Genomic DNA, 23,748 nt, shown 5'->3' with positions numbered 1-23,748 from the left:
TATGTTTTATTCGTTGCGGTTTTCTTCGCCAAATTCCCCTAAAGTGTCGGACGGTATCGGCTCGTCAGACTCTTTTTTGCTGTTATGGATAAGTAGCTTTTTGTAGGTCATATCTATACCAAATGCACCGAGGGGAGCAGTTATCAATATGGCAAGCACAGCAACGGTAAGTACGATTTTACCACAGGGCAACCCCATCGCCAGCGGGAGCGAACCGATTGCCGCCTGTACGGTGGCTTTGGGAATATAGGCTATCATACAAAATAGCCGTTCTTTCATGTTTAGTTTGGTTTTAAGCATGCACATAAACACCCCGACCATGCGGAACACGAGCGCAAAGAATATCACGGCTACCGCCGCCACACCTGCCGCCGTTGCGAATTTTATATCGACAGTCGCGCCCACCATGACGAAGAGGATTATTTCCGCACCCACCCACAATTTCGAGAATTTGGGCGATATGCGGTTAGCTAATACGGGATAGAATTTTAATATAGTAGCCCCCATAGCCATAACCGACAGCAGACCGGAAACGGCAACCGTTCCTTTCAGCCACCCTTCCACAGCGAGAAACAAAAAAGCGAAACTCATCATTATAAGCACCTTTATCGAATCTCTCATATGGAATCGTTTGAAGAATTTAACCAAGCCCCACCCGGTAGCTATGCCGAGGAAAAGTCCGGTAATAATGGAAACAGGTATTTGAACGAAACTCCCCGCCGAAACCTCGCCGCCCGTTGCAAGCGTTGTAAAGGCCGTAAACATCACAATAACGAAAACATCATCTACCGACCCCCCGGCCATAATCATTTGCGGAATACCTTTTTTTGTCCCGATTTTGTTTTCCATGAGATACAGCATTTTCGGGACTATGATTGCAGGGGAAACGGCGGCAACCACAGCACCCATAATAGCGGCATCCAAAACCGAAATCCCTAATAATTTTGGTGCAATCAGTATCATTCCGGCAATTTCAAAACAGGCCGGAAGGAAACACATCAGGATAGCTGGGCGGCCGACCTTTTTCAGATCCTTAATGTCGAGCGCAAGCCCGGCACGCATAAGTATTATGACGAGAGCAACCTGCCGCAATTCGACCGAAATACCAAGCAGCGAGGGAGAAATTAGATTTAGCACATACGGGCCGAGAACAATACCCGTAATAAGCATCCCCAGCAGGGCGGGTAGCCGCAGTTTATTAAAGATATAACCCAACGACAACCCTAATAGAAATATTAATGCGAGACTTGTTAGCATGATTTTGATTTTAATATGATACGTTGAGAAAAAGGCATAACGGGGCTATCCCGCACAGTATCGCCCGGCGGGTCATTGCCTGTTAAAGAATGTTTAAAAAGTTGTCCGCAAAAGAATGGAAAGCTATAAAAATAAAATATCCTACCGATCATAATCTTCTAAGATTAAGTTTCAGTAGGAACTATCAGCTTTTAAGCGGTTTTAGGGAAGTCCCATTCCCTTTTTGAATTACTGTGCAAAGATATAAAAATTATTGGATTAGTCAATCATATTATTATATTTTATACTATGATAACAGAACAAAATTTCTGTAAGTATAAGAGTTGCATTTTTACTAAAACGTCCTTGCGGGAGGGTAAATATGTAGTTGAGTGTGGAGGATTTTTTTGCAAAGACAAGAATATTGCACAATAAAAGTTTGGTTTAATTATGCAAAGTCGTGCATTTTGACTACCTTTGTAATAAGTTATTTGAAGTAGTGCAAAATATTGTGGTTCATAGTTGCTTAACTGTAACTTATCCATAACCGCCCTGTCAATCCAACTACGCGCACATTCTGATTTTCAATAACCTACTTTTCTATTTCTGATATTATACAAAGATAGTGAATGCTGAGTGCAGAGCCAAACTTGTTTGTTTCACGCTTCGACAATAGAATCCTGTGAATACAAAAAACCAGGGAAACCGCCCCCTCCCTTACTGATATTTTTTTCTTCCTCCCTTGCATAAACCGATTTTATGTCGTAATATTGCACCCGATTTCAGAACAACCTTCTGATCCGGTCCTATAGCTCAGTTGGTTAGAGCACCTGACTCATAATCAGGGAGTCCCTGGTTCAAGCCCAGGTGGGACCACCACCTAAAAGGAAGCACTTACAGTATATATTGTAAGTGCTTTTTGTTTATGGTTAGTGTGATAGAGCTAAATATAAGTTCTTTTATAAAAAGAAAACCCTATCTACATAAAAGTGGATAGGGCTGCTCTCATATTTGTTGTCTCACAAGGATTCGAACCTTGACAGGCAGAACCAAAATCTGCAGTGCTACCATTACACCATGAGACAATCCTCTGCTTTACGAAAAAGCGATGCAAAGGTAAGGTTTTATTCTTATTCTGCAAATATTTTGTTGTTTTTGTGTTTGAAAGGCAAACAGATCGGCTACTTTTAAAAGTCGCCCTCGGTCAACCCAAGTGACAACCTTATTAGGGAATCGTTATCTATGGTGTCAACTTTTATAGTAAACAGTGACAAAAAATGACAACCAATTTCAGGATAAGTCACACTTTTATACGGAGTATTCTATCGTCGATGCGCCTCGACAGTACTGTCCATGCCCTTCGACAGTACTGTTCATGCCCATCGACAGTACTGTCCATGCCCATCGACGATAGAATACTGGCAGAATGATTTGCAAAAACTCCCGGCAATTTTCCACTATTCTCGGGCGATTTTGACAAAATGATATTATATATCGCAACCAAAACAGTATATTTGCCCATTACTATGGGATGAAACTTAGCCGCGAACATCTTCGCTTGGCCGAGCGGGAGAAAGAGAAATTATTTTGTAAAAAACCTAAATAGAGAAAAATGGTATGAAGAAGTTATTTATGTTAGTGATGGTTTCCTGCTTATTGCTGTCATGCGGAAACAAGAAAACAGAACAGGCAAATGGCGCCGAAGCAACTAAATCGGAAGTAACCACCGAAGTGTATAAACTGGACGACCTGTTGGCCAATGCAGACCAGCTGGTTGGAAAAACGGTGAAAGTACGCGGTAGCGTGACACACACCTGCGCCCATTCCGGCAAGAGATGTTTCCTTGTTGGCGACAATGAGAATGTAACCATGCGTGTGGAAGCCACAGGAAAAATCGAAAGCTTCAACAAAGAATTGATAGGCTCTGAGCTGGAGGTAACCGGCATCCTGCAGGAAAACCAATTGAGCAAAGAATACATTGATCAGATGGAGAAGGATACCGAAGCCAAAATGACGGAAGAGGATGGTTCGGCAGAGACTTGTGAAGCGGAACTGAGCAATATCAACGACATGCGGGAGTGGATGAAGGCCAACAACAAAGATCATTACTCTATCTACTACCTGGATGGACAAGAATATGACATCGTCGACTAAAAAAACATTCAACAAACAACTCACCAAGTGGGCGCGTATCCTCCATCGTGACCTGGGCTATCTGATGGTAGGGCTCAGCCTGGTGTATGCTATTTCCGGCATCTTACTGAACCACATGGACGGGAAAGATCCGGCCTTCCGTACGGAAACAGGCTCGATCACCCTTTCGCCTTCGCTCGATAATGAAGGGGTAACGGCTGCCTGGAACGGGCAGGAAGGATTGCCCGCGCTGCGGAAAGTGCAAAAGGTCGACGACGAACACTACCGCCTTCTGTTGGAAAGCGGGATAGGTGTCTACAATAAAAAGAGCGGCGCTGCGGAATATGAGAAGTACACCAAGCGTGAGTTCGTTTATTGGATCAACCGCCTGCACTACAACAAAGTGAAAGGATGGAGCCCGATGGCGGATTTCTTTGCCGGCGCGCTTATTTTCTTCGCCCTCTCCGGACTGATTATGGTCAAAGGAAAGAATGGCCTCGGCGGACGCGGCAAGTGGTACCTGCTGATAGGTATACTGATTCCGATATTGTATATTTTGTTTTCGTGAAAGAAGAAGTTAAGAAGTCAGAGAAGTTAAGAAGTAAGAAGCCAGGCAAATTATGCATTTTGCCTGGCTTCATATTTATATCGACTTAACCTCTCTAACTTCTGACTTCCTCTCACTCCCTCTTATCCAACCGAATGGCAGAAGGGGTAGTGAAGGAGACAATTCCGACAACCATAATAATAACCCCGCAAACAATGAAGCTGGTCGTCACGCCCAGGCTATCGGCAAAGAACCCTATCCCAACAAGCCCTACCAGCGAGGGGATAATACTGAAGGTGTAGAACATAGAGAAGACACGTCCCAGGGCTTCCGGCCGGATATGGGTCTGCACCAGCGCCGTGAAGGAGGAGTTGTAGACCGCACCCGACACGCCGGCAATGGCTGTCAGGATAACAAACAACACAAAGCCATTCGGCGATAAGACCCCCGACAGGGCAAACGTAGCCCCAATCAACAGATACATCAGATTGACTAATACCACCCGGTTCACCTTATAGACCTTCGCCCCCATAACAGCGCCTCCCAATAGGGCACCCACGCCCCAGATCACCTCGATCAGGCTCACCTGGAAGGCGTTTCCCTGGAAATGCTCCAGCGTCATCAAGGGGAACAACACGCTGACCGGCATCAGGAAGAGGGTGACCAGAATAGAAAACAGGAAGATCCAACTCAGACCCCGGCTTCGCAAAACGGTCATAAGCCCCTCTTTCATCTCCTTGAATACATGAGGCGTATGCCCTTCTGCCTTCTCCGGATTGGGGATATGTACGAAAAGCAAAGAGAGACAGGCCACAACGGCGCCAACTACATCCAACAATAAGACATACTCCATATCCCATATCGTAATAAACAAAGCCCCCAAAGCCGGTCCGGCAATATTCCCGACCGAACCGATAATCTGGCTAACCCCCGCAATGCGCGTCAACTGCTCCTGGGGAGCCAACAGGGGAATGGATGCCTGCATCGCCGGCATGTGGAACGCCGAGCCCACCGAACGAAAGGCAAGCAATACGAAGATATGCCACATCTCGGCCACCTCGAGCCAGAAGAGAAGCGACATAATAATCGTACAGAAAGCAATAAAACTATCGGCCAGGATCATAATCGCCTTCCGGTTCCAGCGATCGATAAACACCCCGGTCACAGGACCCAATAACGCCTGTGGCAACATAGCCGCAATAGCCGCCCAGGCCAGCATCTCAGCCGAACCGGTTTCCATACTGATCCAGAGGATCACTGCGAAATTGACAAGAATACTCGTCAGAATGGACAGGAATTGCCCTGTCCATATAATGGCAAAAACTTTTTTCCAATTTTCCATACATACACGAATTTGACCATACGCCCGATGCGTATTTCATCATGAAACAATACGAATAAATACTAACAGAAAGGGACACGTGTAGTAACGGTACACGCATCAGGCCGGAGAGGAAGGTTGTCCGGACACGGTCTTATCTTGTGCGATAAATGCCTGCCATTGGTTTATGGATATAATTCATAAAATAATTTGATGCCACAAATCTATGAAATAAATACAAAATTCCAAATCATTCCGAGAAAAACATTCTGATAACCAGATCATCATGCTCTTGTAATGAAAATAGCGAATGAAACAAATAACAAAGCGGCTGCCTTTCACAAAGACAGCCGCTATTTTGAAGGAGGTACCCTTCGGTTGATTAATATGAATAAGTAGTCTTATCGCAAGACCATCACTTTTTCTCTGCCAACGATGTAAATGCCTGCCGGAAGGCCTTCCGTAGCCTTGCTCTTCAAAACCTGTGAGCGTACTTTTATACCGGTTATGGTGTACACGTCTACCGGCAGGTCTTCCTGTGGAAGAATATCTTTTTCTATTCCGGTGGGGTCTTCGTAATTGTCGGAATTGGTTACATAGGCTTTTTTAAAGTCTATCGGTCTATTGCCATGCGACCAGAAGCAGATATAATACAAATGGGATGGATCGCACACCTGGTTGGCATTTTCGCCTTTACGCATGGCATGGAGGTCGACCACCACGCGCAGATTCCCGTCGAACCGGTAGCTGGCACAGGAGCTCCAGTAGGAGTTTTCGTCGAAAAGACGAAGTTCCGTTCCGCAGTCTTGCACGGCATCGAGTTCTACCACTAAGTATTTGAACGCCGACAAGTCGACGCCATTGCTATAACGCCAGCCTCCCGCTCCCCATTGGCTGGTGATTAAGGTGCGGGTAGCTTGGTCGAACGTGCCGTTGCCAAATATAGACGGATTAAATAAGCCGCTGATAAAGGGGAAGGTATGTACCGCCACCTCGAAAGTAGTACGTTGTGTATTGCCCAACCGGTCGCTGAAGCTGGCGGTAACGGTGGTAGTTCCTTCGCTTATCGAAATCAGTTGACCGTTGGCAATCGAGGCTACCTTTCCTTCGGAGATGGTATAAGTGGCTTGTGTTGTAATGTTTTCCGTATGCCCGTCTTTAAAGCGTGCCGAGAGTTTGAGTGTCTGGCTGGTGCCGATCAACAGGTCGATCACAGAGCTGTCGGTATAAATCTTGTCGATGGTGATCTCGTCTTCGGTATAGCCTGTGAAGGAATCGTCGTAATAGGTCGACTCTTCGAACGTCTCTTCGGTACTGAACCAGTCGACATCCACATAACCGCCTGTTTGAGCAGTGGCGAAATTGAAAATGCCAAACCGGATTCCTACAAAGACAGACAGTTTGAATTGCATGGTGTATTCATCGCCAAAGGGGAGATAGGTCGAGTTGTCGGTGCTGTAATAGAAGCGGGCTTTGCCTGTTCCGTAGTTGGCTACGGCGCGCAGATAGATTTTCGATCCGCAATCGATGGCCTCTGTTTGGGTCACATCGGCAACGGTTTCTGCCTGCTCTATTTCGCATTTCTTCCAGATTAACTTCTTCTGTCCGTTCTCTATCTGAATGCCTATATAGGCATACGGATCCTGAAATACCGTTAATCCGGCGATGTCGCCTTCTTTCATGTGGGATATGTCCAGACTGATGGTTCCGTAGGAGTTCTTTGTCGACGAATGATAGCCGAAGACACGCTGGGTCAGTGTGTTGCGTGCCTCGAGCAGGTTGGAAACAACAGCACCTGTTTTCAATCGGAGATGGCCGGGGTTTTCGAACAACGACCAGTTGGCGTTATCGGGATTGTGGTTCCATCCCCATTGCATGCCCAGTTTGTAGTTGCGGAAGTTGTCGTTGGTTGGCAGCGTTGTGATGGGGTATTCTTTTCCTACGTTGGGCTTCCGGTAGGTTTTTACCGCCGTTCCGTTCACCCCGATTACCGGCCAGTTGTCTGTCCAGCTAACAGGTTGCAGGTTGGGCAGGCGGCCATAAGGTCCTTTGTCGTAGAACAACATGGTCCACCACTCGCCGGTTTGGGTCTCCACAAGCGCACCCTGGTGAATGTTTTCTTCGTCCAACAGCTTTTTCTCTTCGTAAGGACCGAAGATATTGGTCGAACGGAATACGGTTTGCGAAGCAGGCCATCCGCCATAGGTGGCATAGATGTAATAGTAGTCGCCGATCTTATACAGATGACTTCCTTCCAGTCCGGTGTTAGGACGGCTAACTACCTCCTGCTCGTTCAAGGCTTCGAAGTTCTTATCCAGTTCGGTCATGGTCAATGTGTTGATGCCATGTACCACATAGACCTTCCCATTGTCGTCGAAATGCAAGCCCGGATCATAAAAGCCTTTCGTGAGATGGCGCAGATCCCACGGCCCTTCTGGATCGGTAGCCGTAAGCAGATAGCCCCCTTCGGACAGGGTATTGAAGAGGATATAGAATTTCCCGTTGTGATATTTCAGACTCGATGCCCACTGTCCTTGTGAATAGCGATCTTTGCCGTTCAATAGGTTGTAAGCGTCGCTCGATTCGATCAGTTCCAATGGGTTGCTGCAATAACTCCAGTTCACCAGATCGTAGGATTTCAATAAGGTGGCTCCGGGGAATATGTGCATGGTAGTCGACACCATATAATAGACATCGCCTACACGGATCACGTCGGGATCGGGGAAATCGGCATGGATCACCGGATTGGTGAATGTGCCGTCGCCATTATCGCTATGCGACTGATAGCTGAATGCCGGGCGCGGATATTCTGTTTTTGCATACTCCTGATACCAATGCCAGGCAGGCCAGGGACAGGCTTCGGGGTCGTTCAAAAAGGTATAGGGTACACCTTGGGCAGGCGGCGTGGGTGAGAATTGTGCCAATCGGTTGGCATCGGTAAAGATCAGCCAACTCACATTGCCCGAGTCGTCGGTGATCTTCTTGAAATTGGCGCCAAAGCCATCTCCTCCGGCTGTGCCGGTATGTCCTTTTCCCCACGAAGCCTCGTATTTCTCATCGGCCCAGTCCATTTCGGTCACGGTGATGGGAGCGAAGTCGGCCACGGGTTTCACATTCGCATCCCATTCCTTTTTAAACTCGGCATAGCCGTTGGCGCTTCCGAACCATCCCGGATAGATATGTATGGCATAGCCGATGTTCTCCCCTTCGATGGGGTTCACGGCATAACCTTTGTATTGCGACTGATAGCCCGATCCGGGTATCCAGAGCACATTGTGGAAACCATTTGCCCGAATGCGGTCGACGATCGGTTGGAATATCTCTTTCAATACATCAAAGTGGGGCTGTGAGTTAGCGCCGACGGTTCCATCGGCCAACCGGATGCGTATCGGTTCGTTGGCCAACTCAAACATCACCGCCTCCATACTTTTTATCTTAGGGTGTGAAGAGACAATATCCCATACCTTCAACAGATACTCATTGTACACATCGCCTTTCCCCATCTCTTCAGGACAAACCCCCGGCGGGCGCATGATAACATACAATCCTTTCGAGATCGCATATTCGGCCATGGGAATGAACACCTCGTCGAGGTATTTGCGGAAGCGTGTTTCGCTGAAACATTCTTCGCCTTCGTATCGTCCCGAGCAACCCGGTTCGCTGCTCCAGTAGGGATCCATATGCAAGCGCAGAAAACTCATCTTCCAATCGGCCGCCATAATGCCGTCGATCATCGATTTATTATAGCGCAGGCAGCCGGCCACATCGTAGTTGTTCCAATATTGTCCTCTCTCGTTGAAGTAAGGGCTATAGGTCTGGGCAAAGCCATGCAGGTTTACGGTGTTGCCATGTGGGTCTTTCAGGTAACGCCCCTCTACGTGGAGGCGCGGGGTGGGCATTCCGGGCCAGGCATGAATCATCATACTCCACAACAAGAGGAGTCCGGTCAATAGTACTCTGTTTTGTTCCTTCATATTTTATAAGATTTTTTCATTGTAAAGGAACAAATAAATCTTCCGGAAACAGTAGCATCCTATAACAGGCATCTTTGCCTGAATTACATCTTTCCACATATCCCTTTGGCCGATCTTTCCTCATGTTACATAAATCATTGCTCATGTTACACATGTTAAAATGTAGTCTCTTTTTTAACCTAAAAAGTGCTTATCCTGAGACGGGAGGCATGACCCTGGCTTATACGGCTGAAATAAACAATCAAATTTCAGTTCTATTATCTTTTTTATGATGTGAAAAGAGGGCGTTTTTGAGAAAACCTCAAAATAGCGATTGTAAGCAAAAAGGCCCTTTTTGTAACAAATCCATACGTTAAAAAATGTTTCTCCCGGGAGTTTGTCAAAAAAGTCCCGCCTTTTTCCCAAAAAAGTCCTGTCGAAATTACAAATCGTAAAAATGGAAAGTTTTCGAAATAGGCCGTTATTTAGATTGTAATTATTATATTTGCAATAATTACAAACCCAATAATCTCAAACCAATAATTACAAACCTGCTCCATGCCGCCGTCGAATCCTACCGAACTATTTATCAAGGTATGCTTTCGATGCTGCCCGAACGCCAGAAAGAGGTTCTTTTTGCCATTGCCAAAGAAGGGAAAGCGGCGGAGATCACTTCGGGTGACTTTATTAAAAAACATGCACTAAACTCTGCCAGTTCCGTGCAGTCAGCCGTGAAACAATTACTTGAAAAAGAACTGATCACCAAAGAGGGATCCCTCTATCTGGTGTACGACCGCTTTTTTGGCTTATGGATCTCTCAGGCATACGGCACAGGCTATCGCCTTTAGCCAGACTCTATTCGCTTTTATCGGGTGATGACAATTTACAAATGTAACCAATCAAATGGTCGTCGACGAAAAGCTATTGAAAAACCGGGGTGTTTGAGCAGGTAGTGTTGATAGAACTTAGTACATTTGTAACGTCCCTTCACGCCGGGGGCAACCTATTCTAATCGCAGATGGATTATATTGAACAACTGATTATTCTTTGTCCGCTGATATTTATCAGTGGTTTTATCGACAGCATTGCAGGCGGCGGCGGACTTATCTCCCTGCCTTCGTATAATGTAGCGGGACTGACACCTCATTTATCGTTGGGAACCAACAAGTTCAGTAGTTGCATCGGCACTTTTTTCAGCACCATGCGCTTTGTGAAGAATAAGAGCTATAACCTTACCAGTGCTATCCCTTCGGTTATTTTTGCCCTGATCGGCTCGGCTATCGGTGCGAAGATTGCGGTTTATATGGAGGCGAAAATATTGCAGTACGTACTTATTGCCGGGGTACCGGTGATTGCTTTCATTGTGTTTAAGAAAAAGAACCTGGCGGTGATCACACCGAAACAGCTATCAAAAGGGCGGATCATCTTTCTGTCTTCCGTGATCGGCTTTGTGATCGGGGGCTATGATGGCTTCTTCGGGCCGGGAACAGGCACTTTTCTTATTCTGGCTTATACCTCAGTCCTTGGTTTTGACCTATTGACCAGCATGGGGAATGCCAAACTGGTGAACCTGACATCCAACCTTGCCTCCTTAGTGGTGTTTCTCATAGAGGGCAAAATTCTGTTTGTTGTGGGGATTCCCGCTGCCTTGTGTGCCATTGCCGGTCATTATATCGGCAGCGGTCTGGCGATTAAAAATGGGCAAAAGATCGTTCGCCCGATACTGATACTGGTGTTAACTCTTCTGATGATCAAATTGGTGTGGGATATATTTGCCTGATCCCCTCTTTCTCTTAACGCCTCAAAACTACGCTTGGGTTACAACCCATGCTTTAAACTCGGAGGCTTTGTTTTTACTAATGTATATTCTTTCCGGGGTGTCGATACAAAGGTTGACAAGCAGGCGGTTGTCGAACCAGATCGTGATGTTCTGGATGCTATGGCGGGCGACAAGAAATTGTTTGTTGGCCCGGAAGAATTGGTTCGGATCTAAATTGAGTGATATCTGTTCGAGGGGCTTCGTATAGGGGTAGGAGGAACCGTCTTTCATATAGATCTTTGTGTTTTTATCGGATGTATAGAAACAGGCCACCTCTTTGAGGTCAATGGGGATCAGTTTATCCCTCACCTGAATCAACAGGCGGTCTTTGTAGCGGGGCGAGGGATTGACCTGCGTCATTCGTGTAAGGTATTCAACCACTTCGGTTCTTGTCCATTTACTGAATTTACGCAAGGCACGGGTCAACTCATCTGTTTTAATGGGTTTAAGCAGATAGTCCACACTGTTTACTTTGAATGCTTCGATGGCATATTCATCATACGCCGTGGTGAATATGATCGCTGTTTCTACCTGTATGCTGTCGAAGATCGAAAAAGCTGAGCCGTCGGAGAGGTGTATATCCATCAGGATCAGGTCGGGTGCCGGGTTGGTCTGTAGCCAGTGAACGGTCTGGCTGATACTTTCGGTATTGCCCACTACCTCAATATTGTGATCTATCTCGGCAATGATATTGATCAGATTCTCGTATGCAACGGTTTCGTCTTCTACAATCAGGATTTTCATACGATGTTATTTGAGTGGTAAGTAGACTGTATAGGTGTTTCCGTCGTCTTCGATGCGGATCTGTTTGTTCATAAGCAGGGCGAAGCGGTTCTCCAGGTTCTTCAATCCGGTTCCATTGGTCTCCGAGGGAGAAAGTTTGGGGTATATCGGGTTGGTAATCACCAGCTCGTCGTCCTGGTTGAGGTAGATGGAGACCTCCATCTTATGCTCGCTATCGATCGTATTATGTATGACGATATTGTCGATAAGGGGCAGAATAGACAATACCGGCAGCTTGAGATTCTGCTTTTCCGGGCTTACATCGATGTTGAAAACAAGTTTGTTAGCAAAACGAACCTCCATCATATAGCGGAAGGATTGGGCGAATTCCAATTCATCGGCCAATGGCACCAGTCCTTTCTTATCGCTTTGCAGGATGTAACGGAAGACATCGGATAGTTTGTTTACAAAAGCCAGGGTGTTTTCATCCTCTTTCTTGCGCACCAAGGCTGTCAGGCTATTCAATGAATTGAAGAAAAAGTGCGGGTTGATCTGATTGGCCAGCGCGTCACACCGGCTTTGCAGGTTCTCGATTTTCAGTTGTTCGATCTCCTGTTCTTTCTTTCGCTGCACATGATACAACATAAAGACATGCCCCACAAAGGTGCAAACAATAAACACCACAAAGAACTGGAAGAGCAGTATACTTCCAAAGCCACACGCCTTCCCGTGCCAAACACACATGAAAACCACAAACAGGCCGTAGGCTACAGCCGTAATGGCGAACGTCCTCCATGCCCGCTGCTGGAAACAAAGATTTTTGATTTTATTCAGGTTATAGATCAACAACCCCCATATCAATCCGACAAAGAAGAAATAGCGGATAAAGAAAAATGTCCAATGGGTAGCATGTTTCGATTCATCAAGAAAACTAAGCTCCCAGGGAAGGCAGGCAATGTCCGGATAGACAATAAACACCGCACTGACAAAGCTGATCAGACATAATTTGAAAGCACTATAATTATCTAATATTTTCATGACACATCTTGTTTTTACAAAGATAACATCCTAATTAGATTATTGTACCACTTTTACGCAAACCATTTTAGCCTGGTCGCGGATCAATAGTTTGCCGTCGGCCAACGCGATAGGCGCCCAATTCTGTGTGCTACCACCCATGCGTGCCATCCCCTCGCCGGCACCGCCTTCGGTCAGAACGTCAGCTTTTGAGATCATCTTAAAGGCTTCCGGGCTGGGTTCTATCAGATAGAGCGTCTTCAGTCCGTCGGTTGCCAACAGTAGCCCATCGGCCAGGATCATACTACCGCGGTCGAAGTTGGGATTACGTCCGGTCTTCCATTTGATATTTCCCTCCATATCCATACAGACAAGCCCGTCGCGTTTCTGATTTGTACGATACATGGCGTAGAAATGTCCATCGTGGTAGAGGGGTGGCTTTGTCTGGTCGCCGAACTCCAGTGTCGTAAAGAGTTCGGTGGTGTCGAAGCTGCCGTTAGCCTTTTTGTTTATCTGTATCATGGTTGCTCCACGCTCGTATCCTCCGATAATCAGTAGTTTGTTGTCTGCAGTAACCACCGGACAGGCTACGGAGATATGACAATCCCAGTTGCTGTATTGCCAGAGTGTTTTGCCGGTATGCGGATCCAGTCCGACCACATTACCTTTGGTCACTTCCGCGTCGCGGTTCTGAAACGTATTGGTAGAGGAAGTGAGCCATACGACCTGATCTTCCCCATGGATCTTCAGAATTTTCGGACTCACATAGCTTTCATTGCCGAGATTAGGCGTTTTCCATACTACATCCCCCGTTTGTTTGTTGTAGGCCACAACACCCGCTTCGGGAGCTTGTGAAGCCACAATAAGCAGATCGCCGTAAAGCACCGGACATTGCGAAATGGCCCATAAAGGAATCGTTTTGCCACCGAAATCAGTCCATACGTTTTTCTGCCACACCGGCTTCCCGGTTTTGACGTCGAAGCAATAGAGGTCGCCGTAAGGACCACAGGAGTACACATGGCGATCGTCGACTACCGGCACACTCCGTGAACCCGGAAAAGGAATGTCTCCCGGAGCGTCATAGCTGTATCTCCAGAGCTCTTCTCCGGTCTGCAGGTTGAAGCAACGCATAATATCTCCTGTTTCCTCATCCCGGTCGAGCAGATAGGCTTTGCCGTTTTTCACAACAGGACCGCCATATCCTACGCCTACCTCTACGGCCCATAATACTTCCGGACCTTCTTCCGGCCAACTTCTTAACAACCCTTTCTGGGGTGATTTGCTATCTCTGTCGGGGCCGAGGAACTGAGGCCAATCCTGCGCCTTGATAGACGGGCAGAAGAACAAAATAGAAGCAATAACTACTATACAAAGAGACTTCGTTTTCATGTGTTGTTGTTTTATTATGATAAAAATAGGACAAATTCAAATTCAACCCCTTCTCTTTCCCGTTAAAGCGAAAAAAAGAAGGGGCAAAACGAAAAGGGAAGGGATTGATAATCAATCTACCGGCGGCAGATAGCCAAATTCCCTAAGCATATTCCAGGCAGCGGCAGGTGTGAACCCACGGTTTTGTTCGGTGTGGCTGTCGGTATCGTGTGGATTGGCGCCCACTTCGGCATATAATTGGTTGACACCCGCCATAAGAGCGGCCTGGATGGGTTCATGTACGTTCATGGCGCGGGAGGGATCGACCACGAGATTGGTCACGGCAACAATCTTTGTCAGTTCGGGCGCGGATATTTGTCCCTGTTCATACAAGGGAGTCCCTTTCACGGCTGTACGGCGCATGGCGGCCATCACTCCGATATTCAATTCTTTGGCACGAAGGATCTCGGCTGTTATCTCTTCATAGGAATGCTCGGGACCTATCGGCTCGATACAATAATAGAGTTCCAAGCCCGCCTCCTGTATGGCGCGAAGGGTTGCCTCGCGCTCTTGGGGATCGGCCATTGTATCGATGCCTTCGCGCAGGCGGTTGATATGGTAGGCACCGGTAAAGCCGGCCTCTTTCAGTTGGAGAGCCGTTTGCAGATCGAAATCACCAATATTAGCTACTAATCGCTGGTCCTTTCGCAGTAACGGTTTGACGGCTTTGCCTACCGATAGGAATTTATCCTGCGGATAATCAGCGGTGGTCATCAGGAAAAAGTCGTCGAAATAGCCCTCCTGCAACCAGTTCAGTTGTGAACAGATCTCGCCGGCCGTCTTTTCCCATTGAGAGTCCATCGAGTAATGGGCGGCTCCCATAGAGCAAAACTTACAATTAATCGGGCAGGGCTCGGCATTGATTCCGATCTGGGTAAACACATACCCGCGGTTGCCGAATTTCTGCCGGGAGCGATCGTTGGAGACGGCAAGCAATTCAAAGAATTCTTTGCTGAGAACCTCTATACGCAACAGGTCGACTATTTCGTATTCAGACAAATGAAAGTCTGTTGATTTAATTTTTTGTAGTGCATTCATCTTGTAAATATTTAATTTAATCATCCGGAATCGGGTTGGCTCAAAATATCATTTGCTTTACGCTCCGCTAAGCGATTTGACAATTTGCTATTTCCGCGGGAGAATTTTTCCAAAAAGGCAGGACTTTGCGAACAAACTCCCGGGAGTTAGTATTTGTTAACATTTGAAGTGTAAGCAAAAGTGCCTCGTTTTGGGCAAAACGAGCCCTTTTTGCTTACACTTGTGTTTTGGGTTTTTCGTCTCATTCCTGAAGAATTTCCCGGACAGATTTCCGGATAAAGACAATCACCCCTATTACAAAAAAGGCGGTAAAGAGTCCCGCAAGTAGCCACACCCATACGCTTGTATGCATAAAGTTGAGGCTTACGCCAACCAGCGAACTTATCACCCCCGTGGCAATGGCGTACAGCGGAACCAATCGGTTCTCGCGGTAGAGAAGCTCTTCTATCTGTAGGTCGGTAAAACCCAACGTACGGTACAGGTCGATTTCCGGCCGGCGCATGGATAGGTTTTTACGAACGACAATAATGAAACTCATAATGCCCAACAGAAGTCCTAATCCGCCCAAGGTGAGGAAGATGGTCAGGTAGGTGTCAGTTACGGTGTTGAACTGGCGGAGGCGGTCGTTGGTGGTCGAAACCCGCACGCCATATTCGTTTAATGCCTGCGACAGCAGGTTTTTGACCTCTTCTTTTTCCGTTTCATTTACTTTCAACAGAAATACCTCGCTCCCCGTTGTTTCGGGCCAAATATGTGAAAAATGGCGACGGTCAACCAGTAGATGTCCCTGGAAGATGGAATTGGAAAGTGTGCCGGCTAATTGTATGGCGACTGTCTGCCCTTTGTCGTTCTCATAATGGAGGGTATCGCCGAGGTTCATCATCAATCCCCAGGTCAATACGGTTGCATCGATCAGTGCCGGATAGACCGAATCGGTCGCTGTTTGCATGCGTTTGAAAACGGCATCTCTATCACTTGACCAGATGTTTTGTTCGATCTGAAAATCGCTTTCCAGTAAGCCATTCATATCGACACCTAATACGGTCGGGGTGGTGACCCTGTTCAGGTTCAGGCAGCTCGCGTCGTCTGCCCCGTAACGGAGACATTGCAGGATTTGCGCATCCCCCGGCAGTCCGGTCAGCGATAGTTTTTCTTTTCCTGCCGCTGTTGTCATATTATGATATACAGGAACGCTGCTTTCGCACCAGAGGGAATAGCCGCCGGTGCCGGTTCGTATCTGCGAGCTATCGGCAAAACCTTTGCGGTTGAGGCCGACCGAGAAGACAATGAATACGCCGGTCGAAAGGGCAAAGAAGGATAATAACGCCTGTTTGCGGTTAGCCAATAGGGCACTCCAGATCATTTTGCCGGCTTGAAAGTGGGGCGTTGAGGCGGATCCGTTGCGGCGAATCAGGTAGTCGCCCCATAAGGCGGCAGTCCCTATCAGAATAACTCCCGCCACCACAAAAAGAATAACATTGTGCAGGAAGAACAGATTGATCACGATCATGCCAATGGCCAATAAGGAGGCCATGCCTTGCGCCCGTGCATTGGTGGGGGGCAGAGATGTCATGCCTTGCGTCCGAGCGGGAATAATTGATTTCCTGATCCGCCACCACAATAGTCCCAAGGAAAGGGCAACGCCTATAATAAAGCCGATAAGGATAGTCATCGCCCCGGGATACACGGCAAAACCATCCGTATGGGTGGCTCCTTTCCATACATTTCCAAGCAGCCACATGATCAGGGTGGTATAGAGCAACCCGGCGATGACGCCCATCAGGGAGGATAATAAGACAACCGGTGCCGATTCCCTCCAAAGTATCCGGGAAATCCGTTGGCGGCTAAAGCCCAGCGATTGCAACAGGGCTATCTCTTCTCGCCGTTGCCAGAGCATCTCTGAGAGCGGAACAAGCATCAACAGTATGGCCGATACAATGATAAAGAAACCCAGAGCCAGAAACAGACTGGAAAAGTCAACACCGTTCTTCGCGGCGTAAAGCCCCGTTTCACGCGGATGAATCACCTGAATGCCGAACATCTCGGCACGAAGCGCCGAGAATACAGGGTTCCTATCGTTGATCCGCAGGGCAGTTGCATTGCCGTAGCCATTGCTCCAATCGGTCGCTATGGCATCGTAGGCAATAATTGCTTTCGGAGTAGTCCGATAGAGCTCCCAATATTTTTCATCTTCATCGGTGATCCGGTCCATATCGATCGGCAGGTCACTGTCCCAGTCGGTACATCGTTCGACATCCGACAGGCCGGGGAAGTCGGCGCTCAGGGTCTCGTCTTCCTGCAGGACGGCAAGCGGAACGATCTTCTTAACGCGTAATTTTACTTTCTTGGTTACTAAGGTTTTCAGATCTTGTGAAACAAAATAGCTCACCTCGATATGGTCTCCGGGTTTTGCTTGTAAGCGTTTGGCCGTGTAGTCCGAAAGGATGATTTCCTCTTTCCCTAAGGTTTCGCCCTGAAAGCGATCCATCGCCGTCACGAAGGAATAAGGAACAGACACGCCCTCCCGCTCGATGGAATTGGCCAGATAGGAAAACAGGCGGTTCGTTCCGGCGTTGTCCCTCCTGATCGTATGGGTCACCTCTTCGGGCAGGAAGACACGGTCGGAGAGGATTTCCGTGAAGCCTTCCCGGGGGTTGACAGACAATCCGGACATACGGTAATTCCATTCGTGGTTCAGTTCGTCGGATGTAATTTCTTTAGGAGTAAGTATCAGGTTTATTTTTCCGACGGTCTCCATAGCTTCGGCCAGCTCTTCGCGGTTCACGAACAGATTGAATGGGATAGTTTGCTCATTCTTCATACTGAGATTGCCTCCCTGTTCTGCCTCGACAATGCCGCCGAAATCGAGGCGGAGACTGCTGGTATAATTCTCCGTAACAAATAGCGATCCCGAAGGTATCAGCCCCGTAGCCGGCAAGCGGAGAATGATTGTTGAAATAGCCTCTCCGCCCAGCTCTTTTGCCAATGCCTGATTGGGCTTGGCGGTTCCTTTGGCGAGTGAATATTCGTCGGTTCCCCACACAAAAACCGGGATTAGTTTGCCATTTTGAGCGATAAACCCGTTGGTAAGTAGAAAGCCTTTGGCCGACTCTCCCCAAAGCGAGGCATCCAGCCAGGCTTCGTCCATAAATGAATTTCGGGAAAAGATAATGGTTTCCGTATCGCCCAACCGCTCATTTACTCTTTTGACAAGTGTCGTACGCACCGAATCGCCTACCACCAGACTACCGACCATAACGGCAACAGTAATCAACACCGCGATGGCCACCAGCCGGTAATAGCGAGTGAAAAAAGAGATATTGGCTCGTATCAGTCTGGAGAGATTCATTGCAGGATGCCTTCTTTTAATGTAAACGTACGATGGGCAGCGGCCGATGTTTCATCCGAATGGGTCACCATCACAATGGTTGTTTGCAGGCTTTTGTTGATCTCGGTCAACAGAGCGGCCATGTTTCGGGCGTTCTCTATATCGAGTTGCCCGGTCGGTTCGTCGGCTAATAACAGTAAAGGCTTCATCATCAAGGCGCGGCAAACGGCTACACGGCTTGCCTCTCCGCCCGATAAAGTTTGCGGATACTGCCTGGCAACGGATGCGATCCGGGTTATTTCCATCAGTTGGCGGGCATAATCGGTCTCTTCTGCCGTCGCTTTCGCTTTGGTAGCCAACGTAGGTAATAAGATATTTTCCAAGGCGGTGAGCTGTGGCATCAAGCGATGATCCTGAAAGACGAAGCCAATCTGCCTGTTTCTTATTTCCGCATGGTTCACCATGGCTGTCTTCATTTCGAATCCGTTCAATCGGTAACTACCCGAATCGGCCGGCAATAGCGTGCCGAGAATAGACAATAAGGTCGTTTTGCCGGAACCGGAGCGGCCTTTGATAGCAACAAATTCGCCTTTTTCTATCTCCATATTCACGTCACGAAGCACATGGTTCAACCGGTTTTCACCGTCGCGATAGCTTTTCTGTATATTGGATAATTGGACTAATGGCATAGTGTGATAAATTATTTATTTTCTTTTCCAAAGCAAAGTAATGTCCCCTTCGCTGTTAATATCATGAAATGATCCTTGATAACGGCAGGCGATCCGACAATCTGTTCGCCGGTATCGTATTCCCAAAGCAGTTCGCCATTGTCAGCATTCAGGATAGAAACAATGCCTGTCTTGGTGCATACAAGTATCTTATCCTTGCATACCACCGGAGAGCTTTCGCCCACATTCCCTTTCAACATATACTTCCAGTTCAATTTTCCGTTTATGCGACTTTTAGCATGCAGGTATCTCTCGCCGGAAAAGAAGTAGAAGGCATCGCTTGAGATGGCCGGAACAGAGACGAACGACGCGTTTTCACTGTCTTCGGATATCATCTTTTTGTGTCGAATGATCTTTCCGTTTTCAAGCATTAATTTGTAGATGTTTCCGGAGTAATCGCCGATGTAGCAGTAATCGCCCATGATAGCCGGAGAGGCCGGCACGTAGGCTTCCAGTTGCAAGGAGTCGGTCTGAACGCCCGTTTTACAATCGATAATGCGCACCCAGGCATCGCATCCTCCGAATATGACATGATTTTTCCACAAGGCGGCAGCGCCGTTGAGGTAATAGCCAGACTCGAATTTATTTAGTATTTCGCCTGTCTTCGCGTCGAGGCAATAGAGATAATTATCATAGCTGCCAAACACAATCGCTTTCCGGTCGGCAAACTTCAACAGATTGGGCGAAGCGGATATCTGTCCTTCTGTTTCATAACTCCAGAGCATATCTTGACGAGCCAGTGAAATGGCTGTCATAAAGCCATCGATTCGCCCGATATAGAGCGTTGAATCGTAGATCATAGGAGTGGCTTCTACGGCTGTTTTGAGATCGTAATCGAAGCATAATTGCCCATTTATATCAACTCCTTTTATGCGTCCTCTTTTATCGCTCCAATAGGTGGTGCCGTTATCTACGATAGGCGAAGAGACAGTGCGGGCGTCTCCTTTGTAGCTCCATTTCAATACCGGTTTCGAAGGAAGAGATGTCTCGGTATGTCCGCTCAGTGCAGGATCTCCCCGGAAAAGTTTCCAGTCCATACTGCCCGAACCGGAAGAGTCGGTTCCGGACGAACAGGCAACCAACAGGCTGATTATGAATAGGGACACTAACTGTTTCATTTGGGTTGTTGTTTTAAGTAGATAGCTCCGGTGGGACATAAATCTGCCAGTTCCCGACGGATGTTTCCGCGGTTCTCTTCCGGCAAGACGACCTGCATGCCGAATCCCCGATCCTTGAAGGTAAAGCCGTTGTCGCTATTATAAACACAGAGTCCGCAACGAATACATTTTGCCTGCTCAAACCACAGGTCTCCGGCGATATGTTGTTTCTCCATCACCGGAAGGGTAGAAGAGGTATCGTAGCGCGGGCGCTTGATTCCTTCCGCCGTGGCGTAGAGGCGTAGCTTGCATTTGCTTCGTCCGGCACAGGCGCAATGCAGGCAGCGGGATGGAGTGGTGACTGTTTCTTTCAGTTGCTCCTTCTCTTTGGGGGTGAATCTGCCCAGGCGGGAATAGAAGGTGTTTTTGTCGTTCTTCACCGAAGCATCCAACTTTTCCACTGTAGCTTGCGACGGTTTAGCCCCATCTACCACCTCTTTGATAATCGCCCGTATCGACACCGACGTATCGATCGATCCCCTTCGGCATGCTTTTTCACAAGGGACTTTACAGTTGTCACAGCCTATTTCAGGAAGCGTAAAAGCAGATGCAATAAGCAGGAAAGCCTTTTCGTGATCTCCGGCATCGTAATGGCTGAGCATACGTTCCACATCTAATCCTTTCGGGCAAACCATCGAACAGGGCGCTTCGCAATCGGCTTTGTGGTCGCTCAATAAGAGTTCGAGCGAAAGGGTGCGTATCAGTTTCACCTCATCGCTCTCCGTATCTATCTGCATGCCGTCGGTCGGGTAGGTGGTGCAAGAAGGGATTACCTGTCCGTTGGCACTGTTTCTGACAGCACATACCATGCAGGATGATTTGTGGCGTGCCCCGGGAGCATAACAAAGGGATGGAATGGTATATCCTATGCGCCGCGCTGCCTCCAGGATGGTTTCGCCCTCCCGGATCTCTACCGGTATATTGTTTATTGTTATCTGCATAATGGAACCTTTTTAATGGCATCGTAACTGCATTCATCGATACAAAGACCACATAATACACAATCCTGCACGTTTATCGTATGTATCTCATAAGGAGTATAGGGTATGGCGTTTACCGGACAGGCTTTGGCGCATTTGGTGCAGCCAATACAATCATCGGTAACCACATAGTGTACCATCTCTTTGCAGGTGCCTGTTTTGCAAAGGCCGTTCACATGCTCTTCGTATTCATGACGGAAGTATTTCAACGTGGTAAGAACCGGGTTCGGGGCTGTCTTTCCCAGTCCGCAAAGAGATGATTTCTTTACGTTCAAAGCCAATTCCTCCAGTTTGTCAATATCTTCCATGGAGGCTTTTCCGCTACATATCTTGTCCAGCATATCGAGCATCCGGCGGATTCCTACCCGGCAGAAGGTGCATTTGCCGCACGACTGGTCGCAGGTGAAGCTCAGGAAGTAGCGTGCCATATCGACCATGCAATCATTTTCACTTAATACCACCAATCCGCCCGATCCCATCATGGCGCCCATCTGGTTGAAAGCGTCGAAGTCGACCTGCACATCGCAAAGATGAGCCGGGATGCACCCGCCCGACGGGCCTCCGATCTGTACGGCTTTTAGTTTCTCGCCGCCTTCTACGCCACCGCCGATCTCCTCGATGATCTGGTTCAATGTGATACCCATCGGCACTTCAATCAGTCCGCCGTGACGGATCTTTCCGGCCAAGGCAAACACTTTGGTGCCTTTACTGCTTTCAGTACCTATTTTAGTATAGTTATCAATATCGTTACGGATGATATAAGGGATCTGACTCAATGTCTCCACATTATTCACAAGCGTGGGTTTACCATGCAGTCCTTCTACGGCGGGGTAGGGTGGACGCTGTTTGGGAAACCCGCGTTCTCCTTCGATAGAAGCGATCAAGGCCGTCTCTTCCCCGCAGACAAAAGCCCCGGCTCCCTCGAATATGGAGATATCGAACGAGAAATCGCTTTCGGCAATGCGCTCGCCAATCAGGTTCCGCTCGCGGCATAATTCAATAGCTTTGCGGATACGCGTTACCGCCAGCGGATATTCGGCACGGATATAGAAGATACCCTTATTGGCTCCTACCACATAACCTGCGATAAGCATGCCTTCGATGATACGAAACGGATAGGACTCCAGCATCATCCGATCCATAAAGGCACCGGGGTCGCCCTCATCGCCGTTACAAATAACATATTTCTCTTTTTGACCGGAGGCGGCAACGATTTCCCATTTCTTCCCTGTTGCAAATCCGCCACCACCGCGGCCGCGGATACCACTGGCGAGGATATTGTTTATCACCTCTTGTCTGTCGGGAGTCGAAAGCACTTTATGGAGTCCTTTGAAACCACCGTGCCCGATATATTCCTCGATATTCAATGGAGCAAGAAAGCCATAGCCCTCGGTGGAAATATGTTTCTGTCCGTTAAGAAAGCTATCGATCACCCCGGTTCGTTCCTCTTCCGGCTTCCAGATCACATTGTCCCAGGTTATATCCGTATGGAAGGTGTCTATATGATTGAACAAGTTGTTCTTCAATCGCTTTAATCGTCCGGCAGGTTTGAAATGATGGTGCAGTATCTCTTTTATTTCGGTTGCCTTCACGTTGGGATAGCGGGTGATTGTCCCGTCGGGCAATACCACATCGATCAGAGGTACTTTGTTGCATACGCCGACACAACCGACCGGTTTGATATGGATATCGATAGCCAGATCGTTGGAGGCTGTTTGCAGTTCTTTATAAATATCCGCCGATCCGCTTGCCTGACAGCACGAACCCATGCCAAGACGTATCTCACCGGCCACCTGCTGTTTGCTATTTTGCGCTGACGCAACGCTCGCTGTCTCTACGTTTGCCAGGAAATCTTCAATCACCTCGTTGACCTTTCCGGGGAGCACATGACCATATATCTTTTCGTCGATCTGCACCACGGGCGCCAACGTGCAGCAGCCCAGGCAGGCTATCTTTTCGATGGAGAAGAGTTGATCGGAAGTGGTAATGGAATCCTCTTCCATTTTCAGTTCGCGCCGGAAAGAATCATACACATTGCCGGCACCTTTCACATGGCAGGCCGTTCCGGTACATACCTTTATCAGGTGTTTCCCGTAAGGGATATGGCGAAACTGGGAATAGAAGGTAGAGACACTGATGAGTTGCGCCCGGTCGATCTCCGTCCGTTCATAGATGCGATCGATCGCCTCCGCCGGCAGGTAGCTGAATTCATCCTGCAAGGCCTGCAACAAAGGAATAATAACCTGTCGCGATCTGCCGATACGATCGATCAGGGCATCGACCCTGTCGATCATCGCCTCTCTGGATTCTCCTATATTATTTTCGCAATTGCAAGCCATA

The 23,748-nt window shown here is 47.9% G+C and carries 16 protein-coding genes, 1 tRNA gene and 1 riboswitch; of the genes, 5 read left to right on the top strand and 12 right to left on the bottom strand.

The window, feature by feature from the left end:
• Positions 1 to 6 precede the first annotated feature (6 nt).
• Positions 7 to 1,257, bottom strand: a complete 1,251-nt coding sequence (locus tag M2137_RS13785; RefSeq protein WP_280745507.1) for a cation:proton antiporter — start codon at positions 1,255 to 1,257, stop codon at positions 7 to 9.
• Positions 1,258 to 1,425: 168 nt separating this feature from the next.
• Positions 1,426 to 1,486: riboswitch (Fluoride riboswitch) on the bottom strand.
• 552 nt (positions 1,487 to 2,038) lie between these two features.
• On the opposite strand from M2137_RS13785, the gene M2137_RS13780 reads away from it, so the two are divergent.
• The 3 genes from M2137_RS13780 to M2137_RS13770 all read left to right on the top strand — a co-directional run bounded on the left by M2137_RS13780 (position 2,039) and on the right by M2137_RS13770 (position 3,937).
• Positions 2,039 to 2,115 (top strand) — tRNA-Ile (locus M2137_RS13780).
• A 738-nt stretch (positions 2,116 to 2,853) separates the two neighbouring features.
• Positions 2,854 to 3,390 (top strand): hypothetical protein, encoded by a 537-nt coding sequence (locus M2137_RS13775; RefSeq protein ID WP_280767031.1) that lies wholly within the window; start codon positions 2,854 to 2,856, stop codon positions 3,388 to 3,390.
• Positions 3,362 to 3,937, top strand: coding sequence for a PepSY-associated TM helix domain-containing protein (locus M2137_RS13770; protein ID WP_280767030.1), 576 nt, complete (start codon positions 3,362 to 3,364; stop codon positions 3,935 to 3,937). The genes M2137_RS13775 and M2137_RS13770 overlap by 29 nt, the downstream gene beginning before the upstream one ends.
• A gap of 112 nt (positions 3,938 to 4,049) precedes the next feature.
• Here the strand turns inward: M2137_RS13770 and M2137_RS13765 are convergent, their stop codons facing one another.
• Together M2137_RS13765 and M2137_RS13760 are read right to left on the bottom strand one after the other, a co-directional pair.
• Positions 4,050 to 5,258, bottom strand: a complete 1,209-nt coding sequence (locus tag M2137_RS13765; RefSeq protein ID WP_280767029.1) for an MFS transporter — start codon at positions 5,256 to 5,258, stop codon at positions 4,050 to 4,052.
• A gap of 380 nt (positions 5,259 to 5,638) precedes the next feature.
• Positions 5,639 to 9,211, bottom strand: coding sequence for a family 43 glycosylhydrolase (locus M2137_RS13760; protein ID WP_348538036.1), 3,573 nt, complete (start codon positions 9,209 to 9,211; stop codon positions 5,639 to 5,641).
• A 575-nt stretch (positions 9,212 to 9,786) separates the two neighbouring features.
• On the opposite strand from M2137_RS13760, the gene M2137_RS13755 reads away from it, so the two are divergent.
• Positions 9,787 to 10,038, top strand: coding sequence for a hypothetical protein (locus M2137_RS13755; RefSeq protein ID WP_280767028.1), 252 nt, complete (start codon positions 9,787 to 9,789; stop codon positions 10,036 to 10,038).
• A 170-nt stretch (positions 10,039 to 10,208) separates the two neighbouring features.
• On the top strand, positions 10,209 to 10,970 hold the full coding sequence (locus M2137_RS13750; RefSeq protein WP_280767027.1) for a TSUP family transporter: 762 nt from the start codon (positions 10,209 to 10,211) through the stop codon (positions 10,968 to 10,970).
• Positions 10,971 to 10,997: 27 nt separating this feature from the next.
• On the opposite strand, the gene M2137_RS13745 is transcribed toward M2137_RS13750, so the two are convergent.
• From M2137_RS13745 to M2137_RS13705, 9 genes are all read right to left on the bottom strand, one after another.
• Positions 10,998 to 11,753 (bottom strand): LytTR family DNA-binding domain-containing protein, encoded by a 756-nt coding sequence (locus M2137_RS13745; RefSeq protein WP_280767026.1) that lies wholly within the window; start codon positions 11,751 to 11,753, stop codon positions 10,998 to 11,000.
• 6 nt (positions 11,754 to 11,759) lie between these two features.
• Positions 11,760 to 12,770: a histidine kinase gene (locus M2137_RS13740; protein WP_280767025.1), complete on the bottom strand. Its 1,011-nt coding sequence runs from the start codon at positions 12,768 to 12,770 to the stop codon at positions 11,760 to 11,762.
• A 39-nt stretch (positions 12,771 to 12,809) separates the two neighbouring features.
• Positions 12,810 to 14,138 carry a PQQ-like beta-propeller repeat protein gene (locus tag M2137_RS13735; RefSeq protein WP_280767024.1) on the bottom strand — a complete coding sequence of 443 codons (1,329 nt, stop codon included), beginning with the start codon at positions 14,136 to 14,138 and terminating at the stop codon, positions 12,810 to 12,812.
• A gap of 111 nt (positions 14,139 to 14,249) precedes the next feature.
• A complete protein-coding gene (locus tag M2137_RS13730; RefSeq protein ID WP_280767023.1) occupies positions 14,250 to 15,215 on the bottom strand; it encodes a radical SAM protein in 966 nt (321 codons plus the stop codon).
• Between the two features lie 241 nt (positions 15,216 to 15,456).
• Entirely contained in the window at positions 15,457 to 18,564 is a 3,108-nt protein-coding gene (locus tag M2137_RS13725) for an ABC transporter permease (RefSeq protein ID WP_280767022.1), read from the bottom strand.
• A complete protein-coding gene (locus M2137_RS13720) occupies positions 18,561 to 19,232 on the bottom strand; it encodes an ABC transporter ATP-binding protein (RefSeq protein WP_280767021.1) in 672 nt (223 codons plus the stop codon). Before M2137_RS13720 ends, M2137_RS13725 begins: the two co-directional genes overlap by 4 nt.
• A gap of 11 nt (positions 19,233 to 19,243) precedes the next feature.
• Positions 19,244 to 20,389: a PQQ-binding-like beta-propeller repeat protein gene (locus tag M2137_RS13715; RefSeq protein WP_280767020.1), complete on the bottom strand. Its 1,146-nt coding sequence runs from the start codon at positions 20,387 to 20,389 to the stop codon at positions 19,244 to 19,246.
• Complete coding sequence (locus M2137_RS13710; protein ID WP_280767019.1) at positions 20,386 to 21,369, bottom strand: 2Fe-2S iron-sulfur cluster-binding protein; 984 nt, start codon at positions 21,367 to 21,369, stop codon at positions 20,386 to 20,388. The genes M2137_RS13715 and M2137_RS13710 overlap by 4 nt, the downstream gene beginning before the upstream one ends.
• Positions 21,360 to 23,747, bottom strand: coding sequence for an NAD(P)H-dependent oxidoreductase subunit E (locus M2137_RS13705; protein ID WP_280767018.1), 2,388 nt, complete (start codon positions 23,745 to 23,747; stop codon positions 21,360 to 21,362). The genes M2137_RS13710 and M2137_RS13705 overlap by 10 nt, the downstream gene beginning before the upstream one ends.
• Position 23,748: the final 1 nt, after the last annotated feature.

The sequence above is a fragment of the Parabacteroides sp. PFB2-10 genome (genome assembly GCF_029893085.1).
GTDB lineage: Bacteria > Bacteroidota > Bacteroidia > Bacteroidales > Tannerellaceae > QVMG01.
The sequence above is the reverse complement of the archived record's forward strand: the minus strand, read 5'-3'. Positions and strand labels throughout refer to the sequence as shown.

Bases quoted from the DNA above. Each gene is read 5' to 3' on its own strand.
- M2137_RS13785 (WP_280745507.1), bottom strand. From the start codon at position 1,257: ATGCTAACAAGTCTCGCATTAATATTTCTATTAGGGTTGTCGTTGGGT.
- M2137_RS13775 (WP_280767031.1), top strand. From the start codon at position 2,854: ATGAAGAAGTTATTTATGTTAGTGATGGTTTCCTGCTTATTGCTGTCA.
- M2137_RS13770 (WP_280767030.1), top strand. From the start codon at position 3,362: ATGGACAAGAATATGACATCGTCGACTAAAAAAACATTCAACAAACAA.
- M2137_RS13765 (WP_280767029.1), bottom strand. From the start codon at position 5,258: ATGGAAAATTGGAAAAAAGTTTTTGCCATTATATGGACAGGGCAATTC.
- M2137_RS13760 (WP_348538036.1), bottom strand. From the start codon at position 9,211: ATGAAGGAACAAAACAGAGTACTATTGACCGGACTCCTCTTGTTGTGG.
- M2137_RS13755 (WP_280767028.1), top strand. From the start codon at position 9,787: ATGCTTTCGATGCTGCCCGAACGCCAGAAAGAGGTTCTTTTTGCCATT.
- M2137_RS13750 (WP_280767027.1), top strand. From the start codon at position 10,209: ATGGATTATATTGAACAACTGATTATTCTTTGTCCGCTGATATTTATC.
- M2137_RS13745 (WP_280767026.1), bottom strand. From the start codon at position 11,753: ATGAAAATCCTGATTGTAGAAGACGAAACCGTTGCATACGAGAATCTG.
- M2137_RS13740 (WP_280767025.1), bottom strand. From the start codon at position 12,770: ATGAAAATATTAGATAATTATAGTGCTTTCAAATTATGTCTGATCAGC.
- M2137_RS13735 (WP_280767024.1), bottom strand. From the start codon at position 14,138: ATGAAAACGAAGTCTCTTTGTATAGTAGTTATTGCTTCTATTTTGTTC.
- M2137_RS13730 (WP_280767023.1), bottom strand. From the start codon at position 15,215: ATGAATGCACTACAAAAAATTAAATCAACAGACTTTCATTTGTCTGAA.
- M2137_RS13725 (WP_280767022.1), bottom strand. From the start codon at position 18,564: ATGAATCTCTCCAGACTGATACGAGCCAATATCTCTTTTTTCACTCGC.
- M2137_RS13720 (WP_280767021.1), bottom strand. From the start codon at position 19,232: ATGCCATTAGTCCAATTATCCAATATACAGAAAAGCTATCGCGACGGT.
- M2137_RS13715 (WP_280767020.1), bottom strand. From the start codon at position 20,389: ATGAAACAGTTAGTGTCCCTATTCATAATCAGCCTGTTGGTTGCCTGT.
- M2137_RS13710 (WP_280767019.1), bottom strand. From the start codon at position 21,369: ATGCAGATAACAATAAACAATATACCGGTAGAGATCCGGGAGGGCGAA.
- M2137_RS13705 (WP_280767018.1), bottom strand. From the start codon at position 23,747: ATGGCTTGCAATTGCGAAAATAATATAGGAGAATCCAGAGAGGCGATG.